Raw genomic sequence first — 16,525 nt, forward strand, 5'->3', positions numbered from 1 at the left:
GCATGATGGGTAGCAGGTGAACGAGCATGCTTCGCTTACATGGGTATGCGTTAGCACATCCGGCGCGCGCAGCCGGACGTTCACGTCAGCGCCCCGTCGCCCGCACGAGCCGTTCCCTCGCTGTGCTGATCCACGTTAACGACCGCACGATGCCATCGTGATTTCTGAGGCATTCAGTCCAAACAGCCACAAGTCGGAACAGGATCATGACCTTGCCTCAACTCTCGCCCGGCAGCGACGACCGCGACAATGGAATGACGCGGCCGTTTACCGCATCTGCCGAAACGCTCGACACCGTCGGCTATGGTCTGGCAGCACTGAGCATCGGACTCGGACTGGCAGAATTGCTCGCCGGCAAAAGCGTAGCACGCCGCCTTGGGGTGCCCCGCCACAGCCGGATTGTCCGTGCCTTCGGTGTCAGGGAACTCGTATCGGGCGCGGCGCTGATTGCCCGGCCGAGAGCGAGCCGCAACGCATGGGGCCGCATTGCGGGCGATGCCCTCGACCTCGCCGCGCTTGCTGCCGCTCTCAGCGCGCCCAGCGCCCGAAAGCGGGTGATCTGGGGAGGCATTGCGTTCGTGGGAACGGCGCTGATCGCCGATGCGATCGCCGGAGCTGCGATGCGGAGGGAGGAACGGCATGGGGCCGGTTGATCATCGCCATCGGTCGCCCGGAACGGAGCGGGGAAAGCTCGGGCTGCTGGCTATCGCCGGAGCAACGGCAGCCGCCTGGTTCTGGAGCAGGCAGCAGGAGGATGCGCTGCTTAAACGCACTGCAGAGCGCCTGCGGCCCCTTGCCAGCAGGGACAAGGCATGAAGATTCATCACCTCAACTGCGGCACGTGCTGCCCGGTCGGAGGCCGGTTGTTCGACGGCAAGAGCGATAGCGCCTTCGGCCATATCGTCTGCCACTGCCTGCTGATCGAAAGCGATGCCGGGCTGATCCTGGTTGATACCGGCTTCGGCACACGTGATGTCGATCATCCGGCCCGTCGGCTCTCGCCCTTCTTCCTGACCCTCAACAACATAAAACTGCGCGCCGAGGAGACGGCTGTTGCGCAGGTGCGCAGGCTGGGCTTCGATCCTGCCGACGTCCGCCATATCATCGTCACCCATTTGGATTTCGACCATGCAGGCGGTATCGAGGATTTCCCTAATGCGGCGGTGCACGTCACCGCGCGCGAAAAGGAAGTGGCCGACGCGCGCCGAGGCGGGGCCTTCGTCGGCTCGCGCCGCTATCGCCCGCAGCAATGGAACGAGGTGAACGACTGGCGGCTGTATCCTTTCGGGGGTGGTGAGCGCTGGTTCGGCTTTGATGCCGTGCGCGATCTGGACGGGTTGCCTCCCGAGATCCTGCTGATCCCGCTGGCAGGGCACACCTGGGGCCATGCCGGCGTGGCGATCCGCGAACCCGGCGGCTGGATGCTGCATGCGGGCGATGCTTATTTCTATCGCGGCGAAATAGGCGCGCGGCAGTATTCCTGCACCCCCGCTTTGCGCGGCTATCAGCGAATGATGGAAGTCGACCGCACAGCTCGGCTGCACAACCAGTCGCGGCTGCGTCAGCTATCGCTCGATCATGCCGACGGGGTGCGCATCTTCTGTGCGCATGATCCGGTGGAGCTCGACATTCTTGCCGCCCAAGCTGAGGGGTAAGCGTCCCGGTGAAGGCTAATCGCCGATCCGCAATTTTGGGCTGGATTGGAGCACTCAACGCGAAAGGACATGGTCATGGAATCACGCCGTGATGAGGCGCGCCGCCAATTCAAGCAGATGTTGCTCGCAATCTTCGTCATAAGTGGAATTGTTCTGGCTGCGGTCCTGTGGTGGATGAGCACGCAAGGCGACCTAAGGCTGCACATGGTAATCGCCACGATTGCGGGCGTCTTCGCGTCGATGTTGCTTGGCGCAGGACTGATGGCGCTGGCATTTTACAGCAGCAAAAGCGGGAAAGACGATGACGCCGGCCATGCTGCTCGCGGCAGAGACAAGCCCAAAAAGCCATAAGCCCAAGGGGCAGCCATCTGTCACCACCGCTGTAAGGTTTGGCTTTAATGATGCCGGAAGGTTGTCCGTCTCGTTCGATCTCCGGTTTCGCAGACCTGGATGGAAGCGCGAGCTCACGTTCGTATCTTGGTTCAGTGCCAGAATTGCACCGCTGTGGGATGGAGGAAAGGCGATCCTACGAGTGCCTTGGAGCGGAAAACAAATGGCAAACGACAGAAGATTACAGGGGATGCCGGAAGGCGGCCAAAAGGGAGCGCCTGATGGTGTGAACACCCAAGGTGAAGAAGATTCTCCCGGGGCGAACAAGTCCCGCGCGAGGCGCCAGGGCCCCTTGAGCAAAGATAAGGGCAGTTTCGGCGGCGGGGCGGCGGGCCACGGGGGATCGTCGGTCATTGGATATCACGGGCCTCAACAGCTCGGCGATCAGGATGTGAAACCGGGTGGTAATCAGAATGCAGGTGCCAAATCCAAATAAGATCCTGAGGAAACGCACAGTGTATTCTCCGGTCAGTCCTAGCCGAGCAACAATGGAGCTTGGTCCCACTCCAACCTTTGGGAGCGCTTAAATTGCAGAAGTCTTCATTTTACTCAGCTGCCGCTCTTGTCACGGCGGCAGCCGCAGTCGGCTTTGCCGCCGCTCGCGTGCTGCGCGCCAAGGCCGACGAAAAATTGCCGGGACGCCGCGACGCGCAAGCTGGTCACAGTCCGCAGGACTACTCGGATCAGCAAAACTGGCCTGCGGACGAGAACATAAAGCCCACCCAAGAAGGCGGTTTCGCGCCAGCCTATAACGACAGCGATCCCGACTCGACGAACAATGCATGAAGACCAGCCAGCCATTCAGCGCGCCTACTCCGGCGCAACCACGCAAGGGGGGCAATGGTTCTGGCGGCATCACAGTTGCCGAGCGCGGCGGCGGCAACATCGCTGTTGCTTCGCGGTCCGCAATGAAAGGCAACAGCCCGAGCACGGCGGGCGAGGGCGAAGGGAAGTTATAACGCATGGCGGGCTTTGCTGAAATTGCTGGGCGCGTCGTCGTCATCACCGGCGCTTCAAGCGGGATCGGGAGAGCCGCTGCTCTTGCGTTCGCCAAGCACGGTGCTGCGGTGGTGCTCGCTGCGCGCAATGCCGAACAGCTTGAGGATGCCGCACAGGATTGTCGCGTGTCCGGCGGCAAAGCACTTGTCGTGCCGACCGACGTCGCTGATGCCGCGGCGGTTTCCGCATTGGCGCAAGCCGCCGTCACGGCGTTCGGCCGCATAGACGTCTGGATCAATAACGCTGGCGTCGGTGTTATAGGGCCATTCGTCGACACCCCCATGGAGCTTCATCGCCGCACGCTCGAGGTCGATCTGCTCGGTGCATTTCATGGTGCTCATGCCGTGCTGCCGCGCTTCGTGGAGCAGGGCGAGGGCATCCTGATCAACACGGTTTCGATGGGAGGATGGTCGCCGCCGCCGTTCGCCGCTGCCTATAGTGCCTCCAAGTTCGGGCTGCGGGCACTGACGTCGAGCTTGCGCCAGGAAATGTTCGAGCATCCACGCATTCATGTGTGCGGCGTCTTTCCCGCGTTGGTCGATACGCCGGGCATCGCAAGTGCGGCGAACACGAGCGGCAAGGCGATCAATGCCGGCCCCTATCTCTATGCCGCCGAGGACGTGGCGCAGGCATTCGTGGCGCTGGTGCGGCGACCGCGTGACGAGGTCGCAGTCGGCTGGCTCGCCCGCGCCGCGCAGATCAGCTACTCGCTCATGCCTGCCGCCACCGAGCGGCTGGGTTTTGCTGTGATGCGCAAGGCTTTGGGGAAGGCCAGGCCGGCTCCATATGGTGAGGGCGCCTTGCTCGCCACAACTGATGCGCCGCGAAGCACCGATGGCGGGTGGCGGCACACGAAGGGTATGCCCTCCGCGCGAACGATTGACCGCGGACTGCTCGCGTCAATTCTGATCGCGGCGATTGGCCTGGCTGCCCTCGCTCGCCACCGGAAACCGACAAGAGACGACCATGCCTGATCTCAAACCGGTTAAGAACCAAATTATCCTTATCACAGGCGCGACGTCCAGCATCGGGCGGACGACGGCCCGGATGACCGCCGAGCACGGCTCAAAGGTCGTTGCCGTCGCACGCAACTAAGATGCGGTGAAGGCTGGTCGAGGAGATCCGCGAAGCCACAAGCGCCATCATCGCAGCTTCATGAACCGCCGCTTTCGGCGGAATCGGTCGTTCGGGGGACGTGGTGGCAATTGGCAGCTTTGTCCCAAGACTTTCCGGCAGCTGCCGACCAAGACTCGTTCGTTTTCGAAAGCTAGCCTTTTATTCATGACAGTCTGGGCGTGGAGCGCTCGGCATCCGTGCTGAGGCTGGCGGCGTAGCGCAGGTGCGCGGGATCGCTGGCGTCTGTTTCGCCGCGTTGGGGTCGATGGGCTGTTCGGGCTGAAGGGCTGGGTCGGGGTTTCAGCGGCCCTGCCGCGCGGGCTACGTCGGCGTAGGCTTGAGCGCGAGAACGATGGCGTGCAGCAGATCGGCATCGGGACACGCAGAGGCAAACGCGACGCGGATGCGGGTGGCGCTTTCCATGACGCGGGTAGCAACCTTGAGCAGCCGCAGGCGCAGGGTCGTAAACTCGGCTTTTGCTAGAGCGGCGGTCTTCGGGATCGCCTGCTGGACGCGCCACAGCAGCTAGTAGGCGGCGGTGTGCAGGATCAGGCGCGTCTGATTGGCATTGGCCGAGCGGCACGAGGTGCGGTCACTGGCGAGCTGGGCCTTGTGCAGCTTGATCAGGTTCTCGGCCTGCCCGCGCGCACAGTAGAGCGTGTCATAGATGTGCTCGGCCGAGCCTTCGGGCAGCTCTTCTTCCACCTGATCAGCAAGCTCTACGAGCAGACCTCAGTGATCATCACCACCAATCTCGCCTTCGGCGAGTGGCCCGCCGTGTTCGGCGATCCCAAGATGACCACCGCGCTGTTCGACCGCATCACGCACCGTTGCGATGTCGTCGAGACCGGCAACGACAACTGGCGCTTCAAAAACCGCAGCTTACCCAATCAGAAAACTGCCTTTGCGCTGCTGACGCCTCCGGTCGGGCTACGCCCTCCCTACGCCGTCAGCAGCGCGAAACACGCGCTCAGCATCAACCGATCCTCGCAACTGCAGATTGGGCCCTTTTGCGCGCCGATAGGGGGTCCCGATTGAACGCCGATTGGCAGGCTTGCGCCTGCATAGGGCGCATGCCCAGCTCGTCCGACTTGGCCGACGCCCCAGTCTGGGCGGTCGTGAACTATACGGCGGGCATGATCTGATCTCATCCTTGGCGCTCATTTGAAAAGCTCGCTGTGTGTTCCGGCGCGGGTGAAGAATATGCCGCCGCTGGGTGCTGGAATGTCCTCCACGCGGTAGATCAGCAGGAAATCGCCACCAACATGGCATTCGCGGTGACCCTGCCATTCCCCCTTGAGGGCGTGATCTTTCCACTCGGAGCCGAGCGGCGCGTCATTGGCGATAAGTAGCAACATGACCTGCTTGAGCTTTTTCATGTCGTATCGGCCCGAACGCGACAGCCGCTCAAAGTCCTTCAGGAATGAGTTCGCATAACCAATCTTCCGGGGAAGCGCGGCGCGCTTGCTCGCAACCGGTTTCTTCAAGACTTCGGTTTTCCCGCCTCAGGCAGGGCTTTGCTCTCTTCCTCGAGCTCGGCAAACATGTCTTCCGCATTGTCGAAGTGCGGTGTGCCGCCATTCTTGAAGAACTCATCCGCCTCTTCCATCGCCGCGCGGGTTTCCGCATTGGGAACCTTGAGCTCTAGCGGGAAGGCCTGATCGGTGGCGATACGATGAAACAGCAGGCGCACGGCATCGGCGGTCGACAGACCCATAGCCGCCAGCGCTTCTGTCGCGCGGTCTTTCAGATCGTTGTCCATCCGGACATGAATCATCGAACTATGAGCGTTCATAATGCCTCCTGTATCTCAAATGAGATATAGGGCCGATTAGCAATGAAAGTCAATGTAAAGTGCGTCGTCCCAGTCAGATGCGATACTGCTCAAGAAAGGTCAGCTCGCAAGGCATGACAGCACGAACGGCGTGCGCGCCATCAGACTTTCGATTGCCGGCTTTTTTGAACCGGGCACCTAACTTCGATCCTGACGGCACGCAGATAGTGGCGCACGTCTAACAAGCAGCCACTCAACAGCCAGAAGATCGACCCTGCGGCCTGTTTGGCAAGGTTGGCAGAGTGGCGGCTGGGAGCCGCAGTTCTCCTGGAGCGGTCATACTTCCTGCATGCTTAACCTTGGTGCGGAAGTATGCGTAAAGGAAATTCCGCTAGACGATCTTAGGCAAGTAACCTGGGGTCTCGGCAATGTCGACCGAATGCAATGAGCCGAGAATTGCTGGTGCGGGAAGCGCACCGCTGCCGGTCGAAAGTGATCTGAGGGCCGATAATCCGGAAAGCGGTCGCGTAGCTCTGGTATCGAAGGCTGTTCCCATTGGCGCATCAGCAATCGCGCTCGCTGCATGCGGAGGTGGAGAAGGTAACTCGGGCAGCCCCGCGACCAATAGTGGCGCGCCCCCTATTTCTGCGGCTCGAAAGCCCCAGTCGGAGGCGGAAGCCGCTCGGTTTCTGCTGCAGGCGTCATTCGCAGCCGATGCCGGTGCGATAAGCGCGCTGCGCAGCGAGGGGTTCGAGCCGTGGCTCGACCGCCAGATGCGCCAGCCGAACGACGTGAGCGCAAAAGCCTATTTCGAGGGCCGCGGCTTCGATACGGTAGATGCCAACCGCTTTTACAATGGCACCACGACCGGCGACTGGATGATCTGGTCGCAGCTGCTGAGCGGCGGAAATTCGCTGCGCAAGCGGTTCGCGCTGGCGCTATCGGAGTTTTTCGTCGTTTCTCTCAGCGATATCGACATATCCTGGCGCGGTCCGGCGATCGGCGAATACTGGGACATCCTGAATCGCAATGCCTTCGGAAGCTTTCGCACGCTGATCGAGGAAATCTCGCTCAACCCCGCGATGGGGGTCTTTCTCAACACCCGCGGCAATCGCCGCGCCGATCCCCGAACCGGACGCGTGCCCGACGAGAACTACGGCCGAGAGCTTATGCAGCTTTTCTCGATCGGGCTGTTCGAGTTGAACCCTGACGGCACGCCGCGCACCGGCGGCGGCCAGCTAATTGAGACCTATACCAACGACGACGTGACCGGGATCGCCGAGGTCTTCACAGGCTACGATTTTGATTACTCCCAGACCACTTCTTTCCCCGATCCAGGCAACCCGGGCCGAACGGTCGCGGGCGTTGATTTCGCGCGCCGACCAATGACCGCAGACCCGAGCAAGTGGTCGCGGCCCCGAACCGAAGGCTTTCACTCACTTGAAGAGAAGCGTTTTCTTGGCCTCGTCATCCCGGCCGGAACCAATGCCCCGGACTCACTGCGGTTGGCGCTTGACCACCTTGTCCTGCATCCCAATGTCGGCCCGTTCTTTGCGCGCCAGATGATCCAGCGCCTGGTCACCAGCAATCCGTCCCCCGGCTATGTCGGGCGCGTCGCAGCGGTGTTTGCCAATAATGTACAGGGTCAGCGCGGCGATCTCGGGGCCATGTTCAAGGCAATCCTGCTCGACGAAGAAGCGCTCTCATCAGCGAACGTGAACAACCCAGCTTCCGGCAAGCTACGTGAGCCGATGCTGCGTTTCATACAGCTAGCGCGCACCTTCGGCGTGCGTTCGGCGAGCGGAAATTTCGAGGTGGGAAGCCTCTCCGATCCGGCCAACCGGCTTGGCCAGTCGCCGTTACGGTCCCCTTCCGTGTTCAACTTTTTTCGGCCCGGATATTTTCCGACAGGTTCGCAGACCGCCGCGAACAACCTGCTGGCGCCCGAGTTCCAGCTCGTTAACGAGACTTCGGTAGCTGGCTACGTCAACTTTCTTGAGCGGGCTGTCGATATGTCGGCAGGCTTCCTGCGCGATCTTTCGCTCAGCTATTCCGCTGAACTGCCGCTCGCGCACGATGCGGTACGCCTGGTTGATCACCTCGACCTGGTGCTGACAGCCAAGCAGCTTTCACCTTCTGTTGCAGAGGCGATTACCGCCGCACTCGGAAGCATCGCGGTGCAGGAGAGCAGCGCCGAACCGGAAAAGCTGCGCCGCATCCATGCGGCCGTGATGCTGGTGATGGCCTCAACCGATTACCTGGTGCAGAAATAGGGACGCGCGGCGATGCAAATCGGAAGAGAATTGGAAATTTCGCGGCGCGCTTTTCTCCAGCGCAGCAGCCAACTTGCAGCCATGGGCGCTGCATCCTCCTATGCGCTGGGCCTTGCCGGAATCGGTGAGGCGGCAGCCTTCTCGTCGGACGGCGGATACAAGGCGTTGATCTGCGTTTTCCTCTATGGCGGCAATGATCATGGCAACTTGCTGATCCCCTTCGATCCTACCAACTACGCGCGCTATGCCGCAATCCGCGGGGGCATAAGTGAGGAGGGGGGCGGCATCGCCTTGCCACGCGCCTCGCTCGCTGGAACGGTGCTGATGCCTGCAGGCGGGCAAACGCTCACTGACGACATCACCTATGCCCTCGCGCCCAGCATGCCGCGCATGAAGGCGCGCTTTGACGAAGGCAGGCTGGCGCCGCTGCTCAATGTCGGGCCACTGTTGGCACCAATGACGCGCGCGCAATACGACAATAATTCAGTGCCGCGCCCGCCGAAGCTATTCTCCCATAATGACCAGCAGTCGACCTGGCAAAGTTCGCAGCCGGAGGGTTCGCAGACCGGATGGGGCGGACGGATGGGCGATCTTGCCCAGTCGGCCAATACGAATACCATGTTTACCGCGATCAATGCCACTGGCAACGCGGTGTTCCTGAGCGGCCGTCAGGCTTTGCCCTACCAGGTCTCGTCTTCGGGAGCGGTGCTGTTCCGGCCGCTAAGCAACAGCCGCTTGTTCGGCTCCGGAGCCGCAGCGGCTGCGCTCGACACCGTTCTCAAATCCGCTTCCGGAAACATCCTCGCTGCAGATCACGCGACGATCAACGACAGGTCAATCAAGTTCGGGACCTTCGTTAACGATGCCTTGGCCAATGCCGCGATCGCCACTGATTTCGGGGCGGGCAACGGACTCGCGGCGCAGTTGCGTACCGTCGCTGGAATGATTGCTGCGCGCCGCTCGCTGGGGGTAACCCGGCAGGTCTTCATGGTTTCGATGGGCGGTTTCGACAATCACGATGGGCTGATCGGACGGCACGAGGGCCTGCTCGCTCAGCTCGATTTCGCACTCGACGCCTTCTACCGCGCGACGGTCGAACTCGGTGTGGCGGACCGGGTGACAACCTTTACCGCCTCGGACTTCGGTCGCACTCTGTCCTCCAACGGCGATGGTTCTGACCACGGATGGGGCGGGCATCATCTCATTCTGGGAGGGAGCGTCAACGGCGGGCGCTTCTTCGGGCGAGCACCGCATGTGTCGGTCGAAACCCCCGATCAGGTTGGGCGAGGGCGGCTGCTCCCGACCACATCGGTCGACGAATATTCCTCAACACTCGCCTTGTGGTTCGGCGTTAATCCGTCGGACCTGCCTTCGATCTCGCCCAACATCGGACGATTTGCCTCGAGCGATCTCGGGTTTTTGCGCATGTCTGAGGCCGCAGCAACGAGCATGCAGCCAGCGATGTATGGAGCATCCGGATAGCTCTACTAACTTGCCGATTGGCACCGCAGTTTCCACCTAATTTGCGTTACTGGCAGCGGCCTGAGGCGGTCCCGGAACGCATCAGATGGCTTTGGCCGCGCTCTCGATCAGTGAGTGTCGGCGGGTGAGGCAAAGCCGAGCCATCACGGGCCTGACTGAAGCCAGGAATGCCAGTCCAGCGAGCGAGACCACGGCGTCAAACTGGATAGATTAAATTCTTGTCTCGCTTTGTAGCCGCACTTTTGCGCAACATGGTCTTTACCCGCAAGGAACGCCAAAACCGCCATTGCCTTCCCGAAGGATCGGTGACGGCTAATGACAATTCCTGCAGTCTTGTTCCCCGAACAATCCATCGATCGCCGCAAGGCTGAACGTTTTCGGGTACGTTTTGGGACGGTGTCGCAAGATCTTGGGCCCGAAGCCCTCGATATGACGGTCCACGACGTCTCGCGATCTGGCTTCCTTATGGAAACGGACAAATCTCTTCCCGCAAACACCTGCCTCGTTGTGGAGCTGAAGGATGCTGGCTTCAGATTATGCAAGATCGTTTGGAATAATGGGCGCTTTCATGGAGCGGTGTTTGCAGATCCATTGAATAGCTCGGAGCTTCAACGTCTGGTCGCAAGAAGCCCCATAGTCTGGCCAAATTTTGGAGAGGAGAATAGTCCGGCGGTCTCTGATCGTGTGACCGACCCAGGACCACCGTGCCATGATGATCCTGATGTTCAAACGGAATACAAGCTGCCATTGGCGACGAGAGGCCGGATCATCGTTGGCAGCGCAGCCTTGCTCTGGGCGGTTATTGGTGCCGCAGTTTGGCTAGCTATCGGATAATGCCCGCCGCCGGATTGACCGCCCACACTGGTTTTTACATCGCAGATGCACTGCCGGGTAAAGCGTTGCGGGGAGGGCAGGGCAAGCCGAACCCAAGAATTCAACCCGGTCCGTTCGTCTCCGTCGACAGATCGCCGGAGGTGATCAGCCGGAGGTAAGAATGCAGCTGCCGTTCCCGGCAGGCCCGCGCAACGCGAAGGAACTGCTGGATGAGAGTGGGATCGAGATCTGGGTTTAATCAGAGCAACTGCGCTGGTTCCCATATGTTCGAGCCTTACCCTCACCCAGAGATGTGTTCCACTGGCGTTTCGGCTGAAGCTGGAAGCCTGGAACCTGGCAGGCAGCGATAGCGAAACTGACAGAGGCACTTTCCTGCTTCGGAAGTTGTGGTGCGCCGGCGCTTACAGCCTCCTGCGTCCCATCATTTTATGCAGTTTTCTTCGCGCGGCTCGACTTGGGAGTAGGCGTTCCGGGCTTGCGGCCAAGACCGATTTTCTTGGCAAGATCACGCCGCTTCTTTGCGTAGTTAGGTGCAACCATAGGGTAGTCGGCGGGCAAGTTCCAGCGAGCGCGGTATTCCTCAGGGGTCATGTCGAAATTGGTGCGAATATAGCGCTTGAGCATCTTCAGCTTCTTGCCGTCTTCGAGGCAGACAATGTAGTCGGGCTTGACCGAGGAGCGGATCGACACAGCCGGATCTGGCCGCACTTCTTCGGGTTCGGTCTGTGCGCCGAGGTTGGCAAGCGCTGCATAAACATCGGTGATGAGACCCGGTACATCTGCCAGGGCGACACCATTGTTGCTGACATGGGCGGTGACAATATCACTGGTTAGCATGATTAGGGTTTCGGATGAGATATTCTGATTTTCTTCCACGGTTCGTCTGCCCTTTTCAATTGTCTGTTTGCTGTTTTTGCCATGAACTAACAAGCACGCCATGACAACTAGGTGGATTAGATCGCTTAGCGGATCGCCGCAGCTTTCGGCAATCCTATACATGCGCATAGCCGCAAAACTAGGCAAAGAATTGATCCATTCGGCGGTCAGCCAGCCTGTACATTTGTTGGGCGCATCCGCATTCGCAACCCACACCCAACTGCGCTCAGCCTTGTCATTCGCATCCCATCTGGTTCGCAGTTTGCCTATCTTTTCGCTCGCCGAAGACGAAGCGGCCGCGTTGGGTGACACTCAGATCGCGCGGATCGTCAAGGACGGGGCCGGGCAGAACTATTTGCGCTGCGCGCTACTGAAACAATCGGGAAGGCGCTGTCCGCTCTCTGGCACCCGCAATTCGGCATTGCTGCGGGCCAGTCATGTCGTGCCGTGAGCGGAATGACGCAGCGATGAGGAGCGGTTGGACGTGTTCAATGGCCTCCTACTGGCGGTCCATTGGGACGCGGCATTTAATAGCGATCTGGTGAGCTTCGAGGACAATGGCGGCGCACTGGTCAAGCAAGGCTTGAGCCCCGAAGCTACTTCGCTGCTCATGCCAGACGACGTGAGGCTTATCCCTTTAGATGCTCCCCATCGGCGGCAACTTGCATTGCATCGAACACATTTCGGGTCCGGCTTATAGATCCGCAGAACACAATTTGCTGTCGGGTCCAGCGCTAGCGGCGTCCTACATTCGGCGATGCGGGTCAACAAAGAAAAGCATAGTGTGCCTAGGCGCTTGAGCAGGCATCTTGGCCAGCATAATTTTCGTCGAAGTCGTTGGCTGTTCGCTGCTGCTGGCCGCGCTTAAGACCCCGTTACGAGCATTACCAAAACCACAGTCGCAAGGGTTCCGAAGCTGCTGGAAATGAAGCAAACCCAGGCCATCTTGTGGTAGGCTCGGCGCGGAAATTCCTCCCGCTCCCTTGCGTCCTTGCGTGCGTCGCTGAGAACCTTTTCGGTCTTCTGGACTGCTATTCTGAGCCTCTTCACTTCGGGGTAAAGCGACTGCGCATGCTTAATCTGCCACGCGACTGTCTCATGCAATTCGTTAAGCGTCGTCTCGAGTTTTGCCGCCTTGTCGCCGAGGTGTTTCGCTCTCACAAAAGGGCTTTTGGGATCGCGAAACAGCACCAGGACGATGAAGCGGATCAAGATTGAACAAAGGATCAGAATGGTATCGTTTGACCCTACACGGCGTTCGACGCCCTCAAGAACCTTGAGTTCCGTGACGGTAATTTCAACGCCGAAAAGGTCCACCCACAAGTCATTAAGGTCGGTCATCCTTCGAGTCTCCCTTTGACCGCCGCTCCAAAGCCGACGAATTCCTGAAAGAAGGCGGTTCGCGTAAATGCGTTCTGGCAGTGTTCGAACGCTTCACGCAGAGACAGGCCCTCACCGTAGATCAGCTTCTCGAAGTCTTTGTTCAGGCGAGGGATCGGAATGGCAATTTCTTGGCCTGCCCATGAACCTTGTGCCTCTCCAACGACCAATACATCAGCAAGCCCACATTGGCGCGCGAAACGCGCCACCTTGAACTCGCGGTCGTGCTCGCTCGCGACGAAGAACATCGGCACGCGCCCGCTGAAAGGATCTCTCGAAAGCACGTGAGCCCATTCGATTGCCGACTTATAGAGGGATCTGCCGCACTCAATGATTGCTGGTGTACCAGGCCTTTCGAGACGCCAGTCGATCGCCCTTGCGACCGCCTCACCGTCGCTTTCCTGAATATGGTGGCGCCGTGTGTCAGGAACCGATTGCAGTGCCCGCGAGACGTTCGTTCCCACCTCGATGATCAGCGGTTCTTGTCGCATGAAAACCTCGAGAAAGAGCGCGAGCGTGCTCGCTCCATTCCCGTCACGGTGAATGATAAAATGGGTATCTGCGACGCCGCTGGCCGACTCAGACTGCGGGAACGCCACATCTTTCGAGGGGTCAGTGATCCGCGTGGCCGCCTGCAATCTCAGCCGATATGGATCGTGGGGAATAAGCTGGTTTGTCACATCATATCCTTGTCATCAAAGTTGGGCAGGAAGGGTTGGCGCGCCGGTTGCGAAGGGTTTTCACCCTTGCCCTTCGGGCTTCGGAACTCCGGCTGAGGCTCGAAATTGTGGTCGCTGCCCGGCTCCGACGGAGGCTCGCCATCATCATCAAGGGGGTCGGTGGGAGCGACAGTTTCTCGGGACGTGAGCGACTTGAGGGGACTGTTCTGCGGTGACCCTGCGCCTGCTATTTTGCGGTCCAGAACTGGACCATCGTCAGGCTGATGGTCATCATCTTCGATGAGTGCGGCGGCAAGATCGATCTCATCTTCACCCGCCCATGAGGTATCGTTACCGAACTCATCGTAGCCTTCGCAGGCCTCGAACTCGGCGTCTTGGTAGTCGCAATCTGCATCAACTCTTTTGTCAGGAACCGGCTCGGCATCAGCACCCATTGAAGGGGCCTCAACGGCACCTTCGGGCTGGACGAAATCACCGTTGTCCTCGTCCGAGTTCAGAGAAGAATAGTATTTCTCAAGCTCAGGCGGGAGGCCATGCACTTCGATCCAGCGCGCGCCGGTCCACTCCTCAGCATCAAGATCGCTATACCATTCAACCCCTTCGTAGATGACGGTGGAATCCTCGATTTTGAAGGTCCAGTTGTGTTCGCACGCATTGGTAATATCGGCCCAGAAATCCGCCTCGCGCTTCGCCTGTTTGCGCTTTTCTTTCCGTTCATCGAAGCCGCGTTTGGCTTCCGACAGCCCCAGACCGGACATCAGAAATCGGTCAAAAACTTCGAGGCTGCCAGCGGCTTCCGACAGCTCGTCGGCCAAAGCAGGCAGGCCTTCGATCAGTTCATTGACCCAATCTTTTTGATACCTTTTGTGGGGTTGGAGGCGGTCGATGAAGCCCTTGATTGAGACCAAAGCAACGGTCCAGGAAGTGTCTTCCATCATGGCTCTTGATGCCTCTGAAAGGAGGTCAACGATCACCGAAAGCCTGACCCGATCCTCTTCAGAATCCAGCCCCAGGGCCTGGCCCAAGAGCTCGATGTCCCGGTCGTGACGAAGGCCAACGCACCTGTAGTAGGCGTCGTATTCCCCTTGGCTGAGTTCGCGTGCGAGATCTGAAATGCGGGACGCGCCCAACAGAAAATGCTCACTGAACCCTTCGGGCAGCGCAAGGTCCCTGCGGGCCTTTGCTGCGAACTCCTTCTGCTGTTCCGAGCGAAGGGCATAGGCATGAAGAACGACCCGCTGTTGGTCTTCATCAAGGTCGCGCGGCGGTGCCTCAAGGATGCCTGCATTGACCATCAGGCGCCAAGGATTGTCGGGATCCTTGAGGTGCGGATCTTTTGTGTGCGCCTTGAACAGATCGGCAATACACGTGATCATTGAGTCTGGCATGCGAGTGAAGGATGACGGCGCAACCCCTGCTTTTCCCAGTCTCTGGAGAAGGGGGCTGCCTAGCGCAAAGACACTCTCAGGATCGTGATCTTCACGGCTTTTCCCGACTGGTGTAAGCGTGGCCTCATGCCGATCGATCTCTTCAAGCTCGCTGCGCTTTTCATGCCAGATTGCAAGCTCCCAGCAAGTCTCGGAAAGGAGATCCATCACCTTTCTTTTGCGCTTACGCTCTTGCTCCGCGACCTTATTTCTGGTCATCGCGGAAGATTCTTCCAAACGGAAGGGATGCCTTAATCGGGAGCGCGCACGATGAGCATTTTTTGTCAGCTTTCCGCTCTCGTCTACTTCTTCAGCCTGCCTGCACAGGTCGTCATAAGCAAGAACGTCGCGGGTAACTTCAGACATGTCCTCAGCCAATGCTTTGCGGACAATGCTCATGAATGCGGAGATGGGGCCATTTTGTGTCATGCCAATATTCTAGGATGCGGATTCCAGAAAAAGAAATCCAATCACAAATTTTTTTCAAGGTATGAAGGAAAAGGCCGCTTCGCTAGTCATTTCAGTGATCAGAAAAAATGCCAATTATGTCTCAATTATCTCGATTTTTCGTCCGATCAAGTTTTCAGAAAATGATCGGAAACCCCTTATTTTCATCAATTCGAACGTTTTTATGAAAAGCCCTCGAACTCGTTTTTTTAGGCGCAATACCGCAATAGGGGTCGCAACGGCGTTGCGACCCCTATTGCTGCTTTGACCCGGTCGAGACGGGATCCGGGATAGTATTGAAATTTCGCCCGGATTACCAGATATTTCTAGTTCGCTGCGTTCACACGTCACGCAAAATCAAAGATTTTCATTCCTCGTTTTTTGGATCAAGCAGATTGTCGTCCGGTCGGCTTTGCTCTTGCGTTCTGACAATCTCTAGCTGTTTTTGCGAACGACTGCCATCGTTCTGGGGCGCTTCGCTTGGGTTTGCATTCCATCCAGGCTGGGTTTTCAGATCGTCAGTCGCGTCTCTCAGCTGCAGCTGATCCCCTGATTCCTTACGAGAGACCAAAAATCGACCAATTTGACCGTCAGCGAGAAATGGGTGCACGCAGCCAAAATTTTTCAATTTTGGGCCATTTAAGGTGGCTTTTTGGGCCATATCCGACCGAGGTCGAGGCGGAGGCACGATCTGTCACAGCACCATCGCTGCTGATTTTGGATCATCGGTATGCACCGTGGCTGGACGCGCCGGCCTGATAGCGCTTCGCCAATACGACGAAAAACCAATCCTACGCGCTCAGTTCACAGAATTCTCGGCGGGCACCCCCTCTTTTGCATTTAGCGTAGGAAAAGGCCGCATGCCCGCACAGCGGAACGGTGGTCGCCTACAAGAGGCGAACTGACGGCGCAGCCGGAGAATTTTTTAACAAGAGACAGGAGGGAAGAGATGCCGGGTGAAGCCGGCAGGGGAAAGGAAAAAAGGAAGTGGAGCAGAAACGCTCGGCTTTCGCCTTCGCCGGTTTCGCCAACACACAATCTTGGAGAAACTCACTGACGTGCTCCTGACGTGCTCCCCTGATTGTTACCAGTCAGAGGTAGAGTCCGGCTCCTTCATGATGGTTGTTTGATGGGATGGCAACGTGTCTGGGGGCATGCCCCCAGACACGTTGGCCGGCGATCTCGGCGGGGG

The 16,525-nt window shown here is 58.9% G+C and carries 17 protein-coding genes and 1 pseudogene; 10 read left to right on the forward strand and 8 right to left on the reverse strand.

Going from position 1 to position 16,525, the window contains the following annotated elements; genetic code table 11:
- Nucleotides 1–206: 206 nt before the first annotated feature.
- The 5 genes from J3454_RS15970 to J3454_RS15990 all read left to right on the forward strand — a co-directional run bounded on the left by J3454_RS15970 (nucleotide 207) and on the right by J3454_RS15990 (nucleotide 4,018).
- On the forward strand, nucleotides 207–653 hold the full coding sequence (locus J3454_RS15970; protein ID WP_349514775.1) for a hypothetical protein: 447 nt from the start codon (nucleotides 207–209) through the stop codon (nucleotides 651–653).
- A 159-nt stretch (nucleotides 654–812) separates the two neighbouring features.
- Nucleotides 813–1,655 carry an MBL fold metallo-hydrolase gene (locus J3454_RS15975; protein WP_349514776.1) on the forward strand — a complete coding sequence of 281 codons (843 nt, stop codon included), beginning with the start codon at nucleotides 813–815 and terminating at the stop codon, nucleotides 1,653–1,655.
- Nucleotides 1,656–1,730: 75 nt separating this feature from the next.
- Nucleotides 1,731–2,006 carry a hypothetical protein gene (locus tag J3454_RS15980; RefSeq protein ID WP_349514777.1) on the forward strand — a complete coding sequence of 92 codons (276 nt, stop codon included), beginning with the start codon at nucleotides 1,731–1,733 and terminating at the stop codon, nucleotides 2,004–2,006.
- A 567-nt stretch (nucleotides 2,007–2,573) separates the two neighbouring features.
- Entirely contained in the window at nucleotides 2,574–2,831 is a 258-nt protein-coding gene (locus J3454_RS15985; RefSeq protein ID WP_349514778.1) for a hypothetical protein, read from the forward strand.
- 176 nt (nucleotides 2,832–3,007) lie between these two features.
- Entirely contained in the window at nucleotides 3,008–4,018 is a 1,011-nt protein-coding gene (locus J3454_RS15990; protein WP_349514779.1) for an SDR family oxidoreductase, read from the forward strand.
- Nucleotides 4,019–4,481: 463 nt separating this feature from the next.
- Here J3454_RS15990 and J3454_RS15995 read toward each other — a convergent pair.
- Nucleotides 4,482–4,865, reverse strand: a pseudogene (locus tag J3454_RS15995) (transposase); the annotation flags it as partial.
- Here J3454_RS15995 and J3454_RS16215 point away from each other — a divergent pair.
- Nucleotides 4,830–5,198, forward strand: a complete 369-nt coding sequence (locus J3454_RS16215; protein ID WP_502878620.1) for an ATP-binding protein — start codon at nucleotides 4,830–4,832, stop codon at nucleotides 5,196–5,198. The pseudogene J3454_RS15995 and the gene J3454_RS16215 sit on opposite strands and share 36 nt — an antisense overlap.
- A 122-nt stretch (nucleotides 5,199–5,320) precedes the next feature.
- Here J3454_RS16215 and J3454_RS16005 read toward each other — a convergent pair whose 3' ends face one another.
- Nucleotides 5,321–5,647, reverse strand: a complete 327-nt coding sequence (locus J3454_RS16005; protein WP_349514780.1) for a type II toxin-antitoxin system YafQ family toxin — start codon at nucleotides 5,645–5,647, stop codon at nucleotides 5,321–5,323.
- The gene (locus J3454_RS16010; protein WP_349514781.1) at nucleotides 5,644–5,955 is read right to left on the reverse strand and encodes a type II toxin-antitoxin system RelB/DinJ family antitoxin; all 312 of its coding nucleotides are present in this window, start codon (nucleotides 5,953–5,955) and stop codon (nucleotides 5,644–5,646) included. Before J3454_RS16010 ends, J3454_RS16005 begins: the two co-directional genes overlap by 4 nt.
- 407 nt (nucleotides 5,956–6,362) lie before the next feature.
- Between J3454_RS16010 and J3454_RS16015 the strand changes: the two genes are divergently transcribed.
- The 3 genes from J3454_RS16015 (at nucleotide 6,363) to J3454_RS16025 (ending at nucleotide 10,523) form a co-directional block, all read left to right on the forward strand.
- Nucleotides 6,363–8,207, forward strand: a complete 1,845-nt coding sequence (locus tag J3454_RS16015; protein WP_349514782.1) for a DUF1800 domain-containing protein — start codon at nucleotides 6,363–6,365, stop codon at nucleotides 8,205–8,207.
- Nucleotides 8,208–8,219: 12 nt separating this feature from the next.
- A complete protein-coding gene (locus J3454_RS16020) occupies nucleotides 8,220–9,689 on the forward strand; it encodes a DUF1501 domain-containing protein (RefSeq protein ID WP_349514783.1) in 1,470 nt (489 codons plus the stop codon).
- Nucleotides 9,690–10,004: 315 nt separating this feature from the next.
- Nucleotides 10,005–10,523 (forward strand): hypothetical protein, encoded by a 519-nt coding sequence (locus J3454_RS16025; RefSeq protein WP_349514784.1) that lies wholly within the window; start codon nucleotides 10,005–10,007, stop codon nucleotides 10,521–10,523.
- Nucleotides 10,524–10,949: 426 nt separating this feature from the next.
- On the opposite strand, the gene J3454_RS16030 is transcribed toward J3454_RS16025, so the two are convergent.
- Entirely contained in the window at nucleotides 10,950–11,360 is a 411-nt protein-coding gene (locus J3454_RS16030; protein WP_349514791.1) for a Ros/MucR family transcriptional regulator, read from the reverse strand.
- Between the two features lie 160 nt (nucleotides 11,361–11,520).
- Between J3454_RS16030 and J3454_RS16035 the strand changes: the two genes are divergently transcribed.
- Entirely contained in the window at nucleotides 11,521–11,850 is a 330-nt protein-coding gene (locus J3454_RS16035; protein WP_349514785.1) for a hypothetical protein, read from the forward strand.
- A gap of 413 nt (nucleotides 11,851–12,263) precedes the next feature.
- On the opposite strand, the gene J3454_RS16040 is transcribed toward J3454_RS16035, so the two are convergent.
- The 4 genes from J3454_RS16040 to J3454_RS16055 form a co-directional block, all read right to left on the reverse strand.
- Nucleotides 12,264–12,740 (reverse strand): hypothetical protein, encoded by a 477-nt coding sequence (locus J3454_RS16040; protein ID WP_349514786.1) that lies wholly within the window; start codon nucleotides 12,738–12,740, stop codon nucleotides 12,264–12,266.
- Nucleotides 12,737–13,459 (reverse strand): hypothetical protein, encoded by a 723-nt coding sequence (locus tag J3454_RS16045; protein WP_349514787.1) that lies wholly within the window; start codon nucleotides 13,457–13,459, stop codon nucleotides 12,737–12,739. Before J3454_RS16045 ends, J3454_RS16040 begins: the two co-directional genes overlap by 4 nt.
- Nucleotides 13,456–15,315 carry a hypothetical protein gene (locus J3454_RS16050; protein WP_349514788.1) on the reverse strand — a complete coding sequence of 620 codons (1,860 nt, stop codon included), beginning with the start codon at nucleotides 15,313–15,315 and terminating at the stop codon, nucleotides 13,456–13,458. Before J3454_RS16050 ends, J3454_RS16045 begins: the two co-directional genes overlap by 4 nt.
- A 385-nt stretch (nucleotides 15,316–15,700) precedes the next feature.
- Complete coding sequence (locus J3454_RS16055) at nucleotides 15,701–15,994, reverse strand: hypothetical protein (RefSeq protein WP_349514789.1); 294 nt, start codon at nucleotides 15,992–15,994, stop codon at nucleotides 15,701–15,703.
- Between the last annotated feature and the right edge of the window lie 531 nt (nucleotides 15,995–16,525).

The organism is Erythrobacter sp. NFXS35 (genome assembly GCF_040148725.1).
Taxonomy (GTDB): domain Bacteria; phylum Pseudomonadota; class Alphaproteobacteria; order Sphingomonadales; family Sphingomonadaceae; genus Erythrobacter.

Coding starts and splice junctions, on each gene's coding strand:
- J3454_RS15970 (WP_349514775.1), top strand. CDS start 207: ATGACCTTGCCTCAACTCTCGCCCGGCAGCGACGACCGCGACAATGGA.
- J3454_RS15975 (WP_349514776.1), top strand. CDS start 813: ATGAAGATTCATCACCTCAACTGCGGCACGTGCTGCCCGGTCGGAGGC.
- J3454_RS15980 (WP_349514777.1), top strand. CDS start 1,731: ATGGAATCACGCCGTGATGAGGCGCGCCGCCAATTCAAGCAGATGTTG.
- J3454_RS15990 (WP_349514779.1), top strand. CDS start 3,008: ATGGCGGGCTTTGCTGAAATTGCTGGGCGCGTCGTCGTCATCACCGGC.
- J3454_RS16010 (WP_349514781.1), bottom strand. CDS start 5,955: ATGAACGCTCATAGTTCGATGATTCATGTCCGGATGGACAACGATCTG.
- J3454_RS16015 (WP_349514782.1), top strand. CDS start 6,363: ATGTCGACCGAATGCAATGAGCCGAGAATTGCTGGTGCGGGAAGCGCA.
- J3454_RS16020 (WP_349514783.1), top strand. CDS start 8,220: ATGCAAATCGGAAGAGAATTGGAAATTTCGCGGCGCGCTTTTCTCCAG.
- J3454_RS16025 (WP_349514784.1), top strand. CDS start 10,005: ATGACAATTCCTGCAGTCTTGTTCCCCGAACAATCCATCGATCGCCGC.
- J3454_RS16030 (WP_349514791.1), bottom strand. CDS start 11,360: ATGCTAACCAGTGATATTGTCACCGCCCATGTCAGCAACAATGGTGTC.
- J3454_RS16035 (WP_349514785.1), top strand. CDS start 11,521: ATGCGCATAGCCGCAAAACTAGGCAAAGAATTGATCCATTCGGCGGTC.
- J3454_RS16040 (WP_349514786.1), bottom strand. CDS start 12,740: ATGACCGACCTTAATGACTTGTGGGTGGACCTTTTCGGCGTTGAAATT.
- J3454_RS16050 (WP_349514788.1), bottom strand. CDS start 15,315: ATGACACAAAATGGCCCCATCTCCGCATTCATGAGCATTGTCCGCAAA.
- J3454_RS16055 (WP_349514789.1), bottom strand. CDS start 15,994: ATGGCCCAAAAAGCCACCTTAAATGGCCCAAAATTGAAAAATTTTGGC.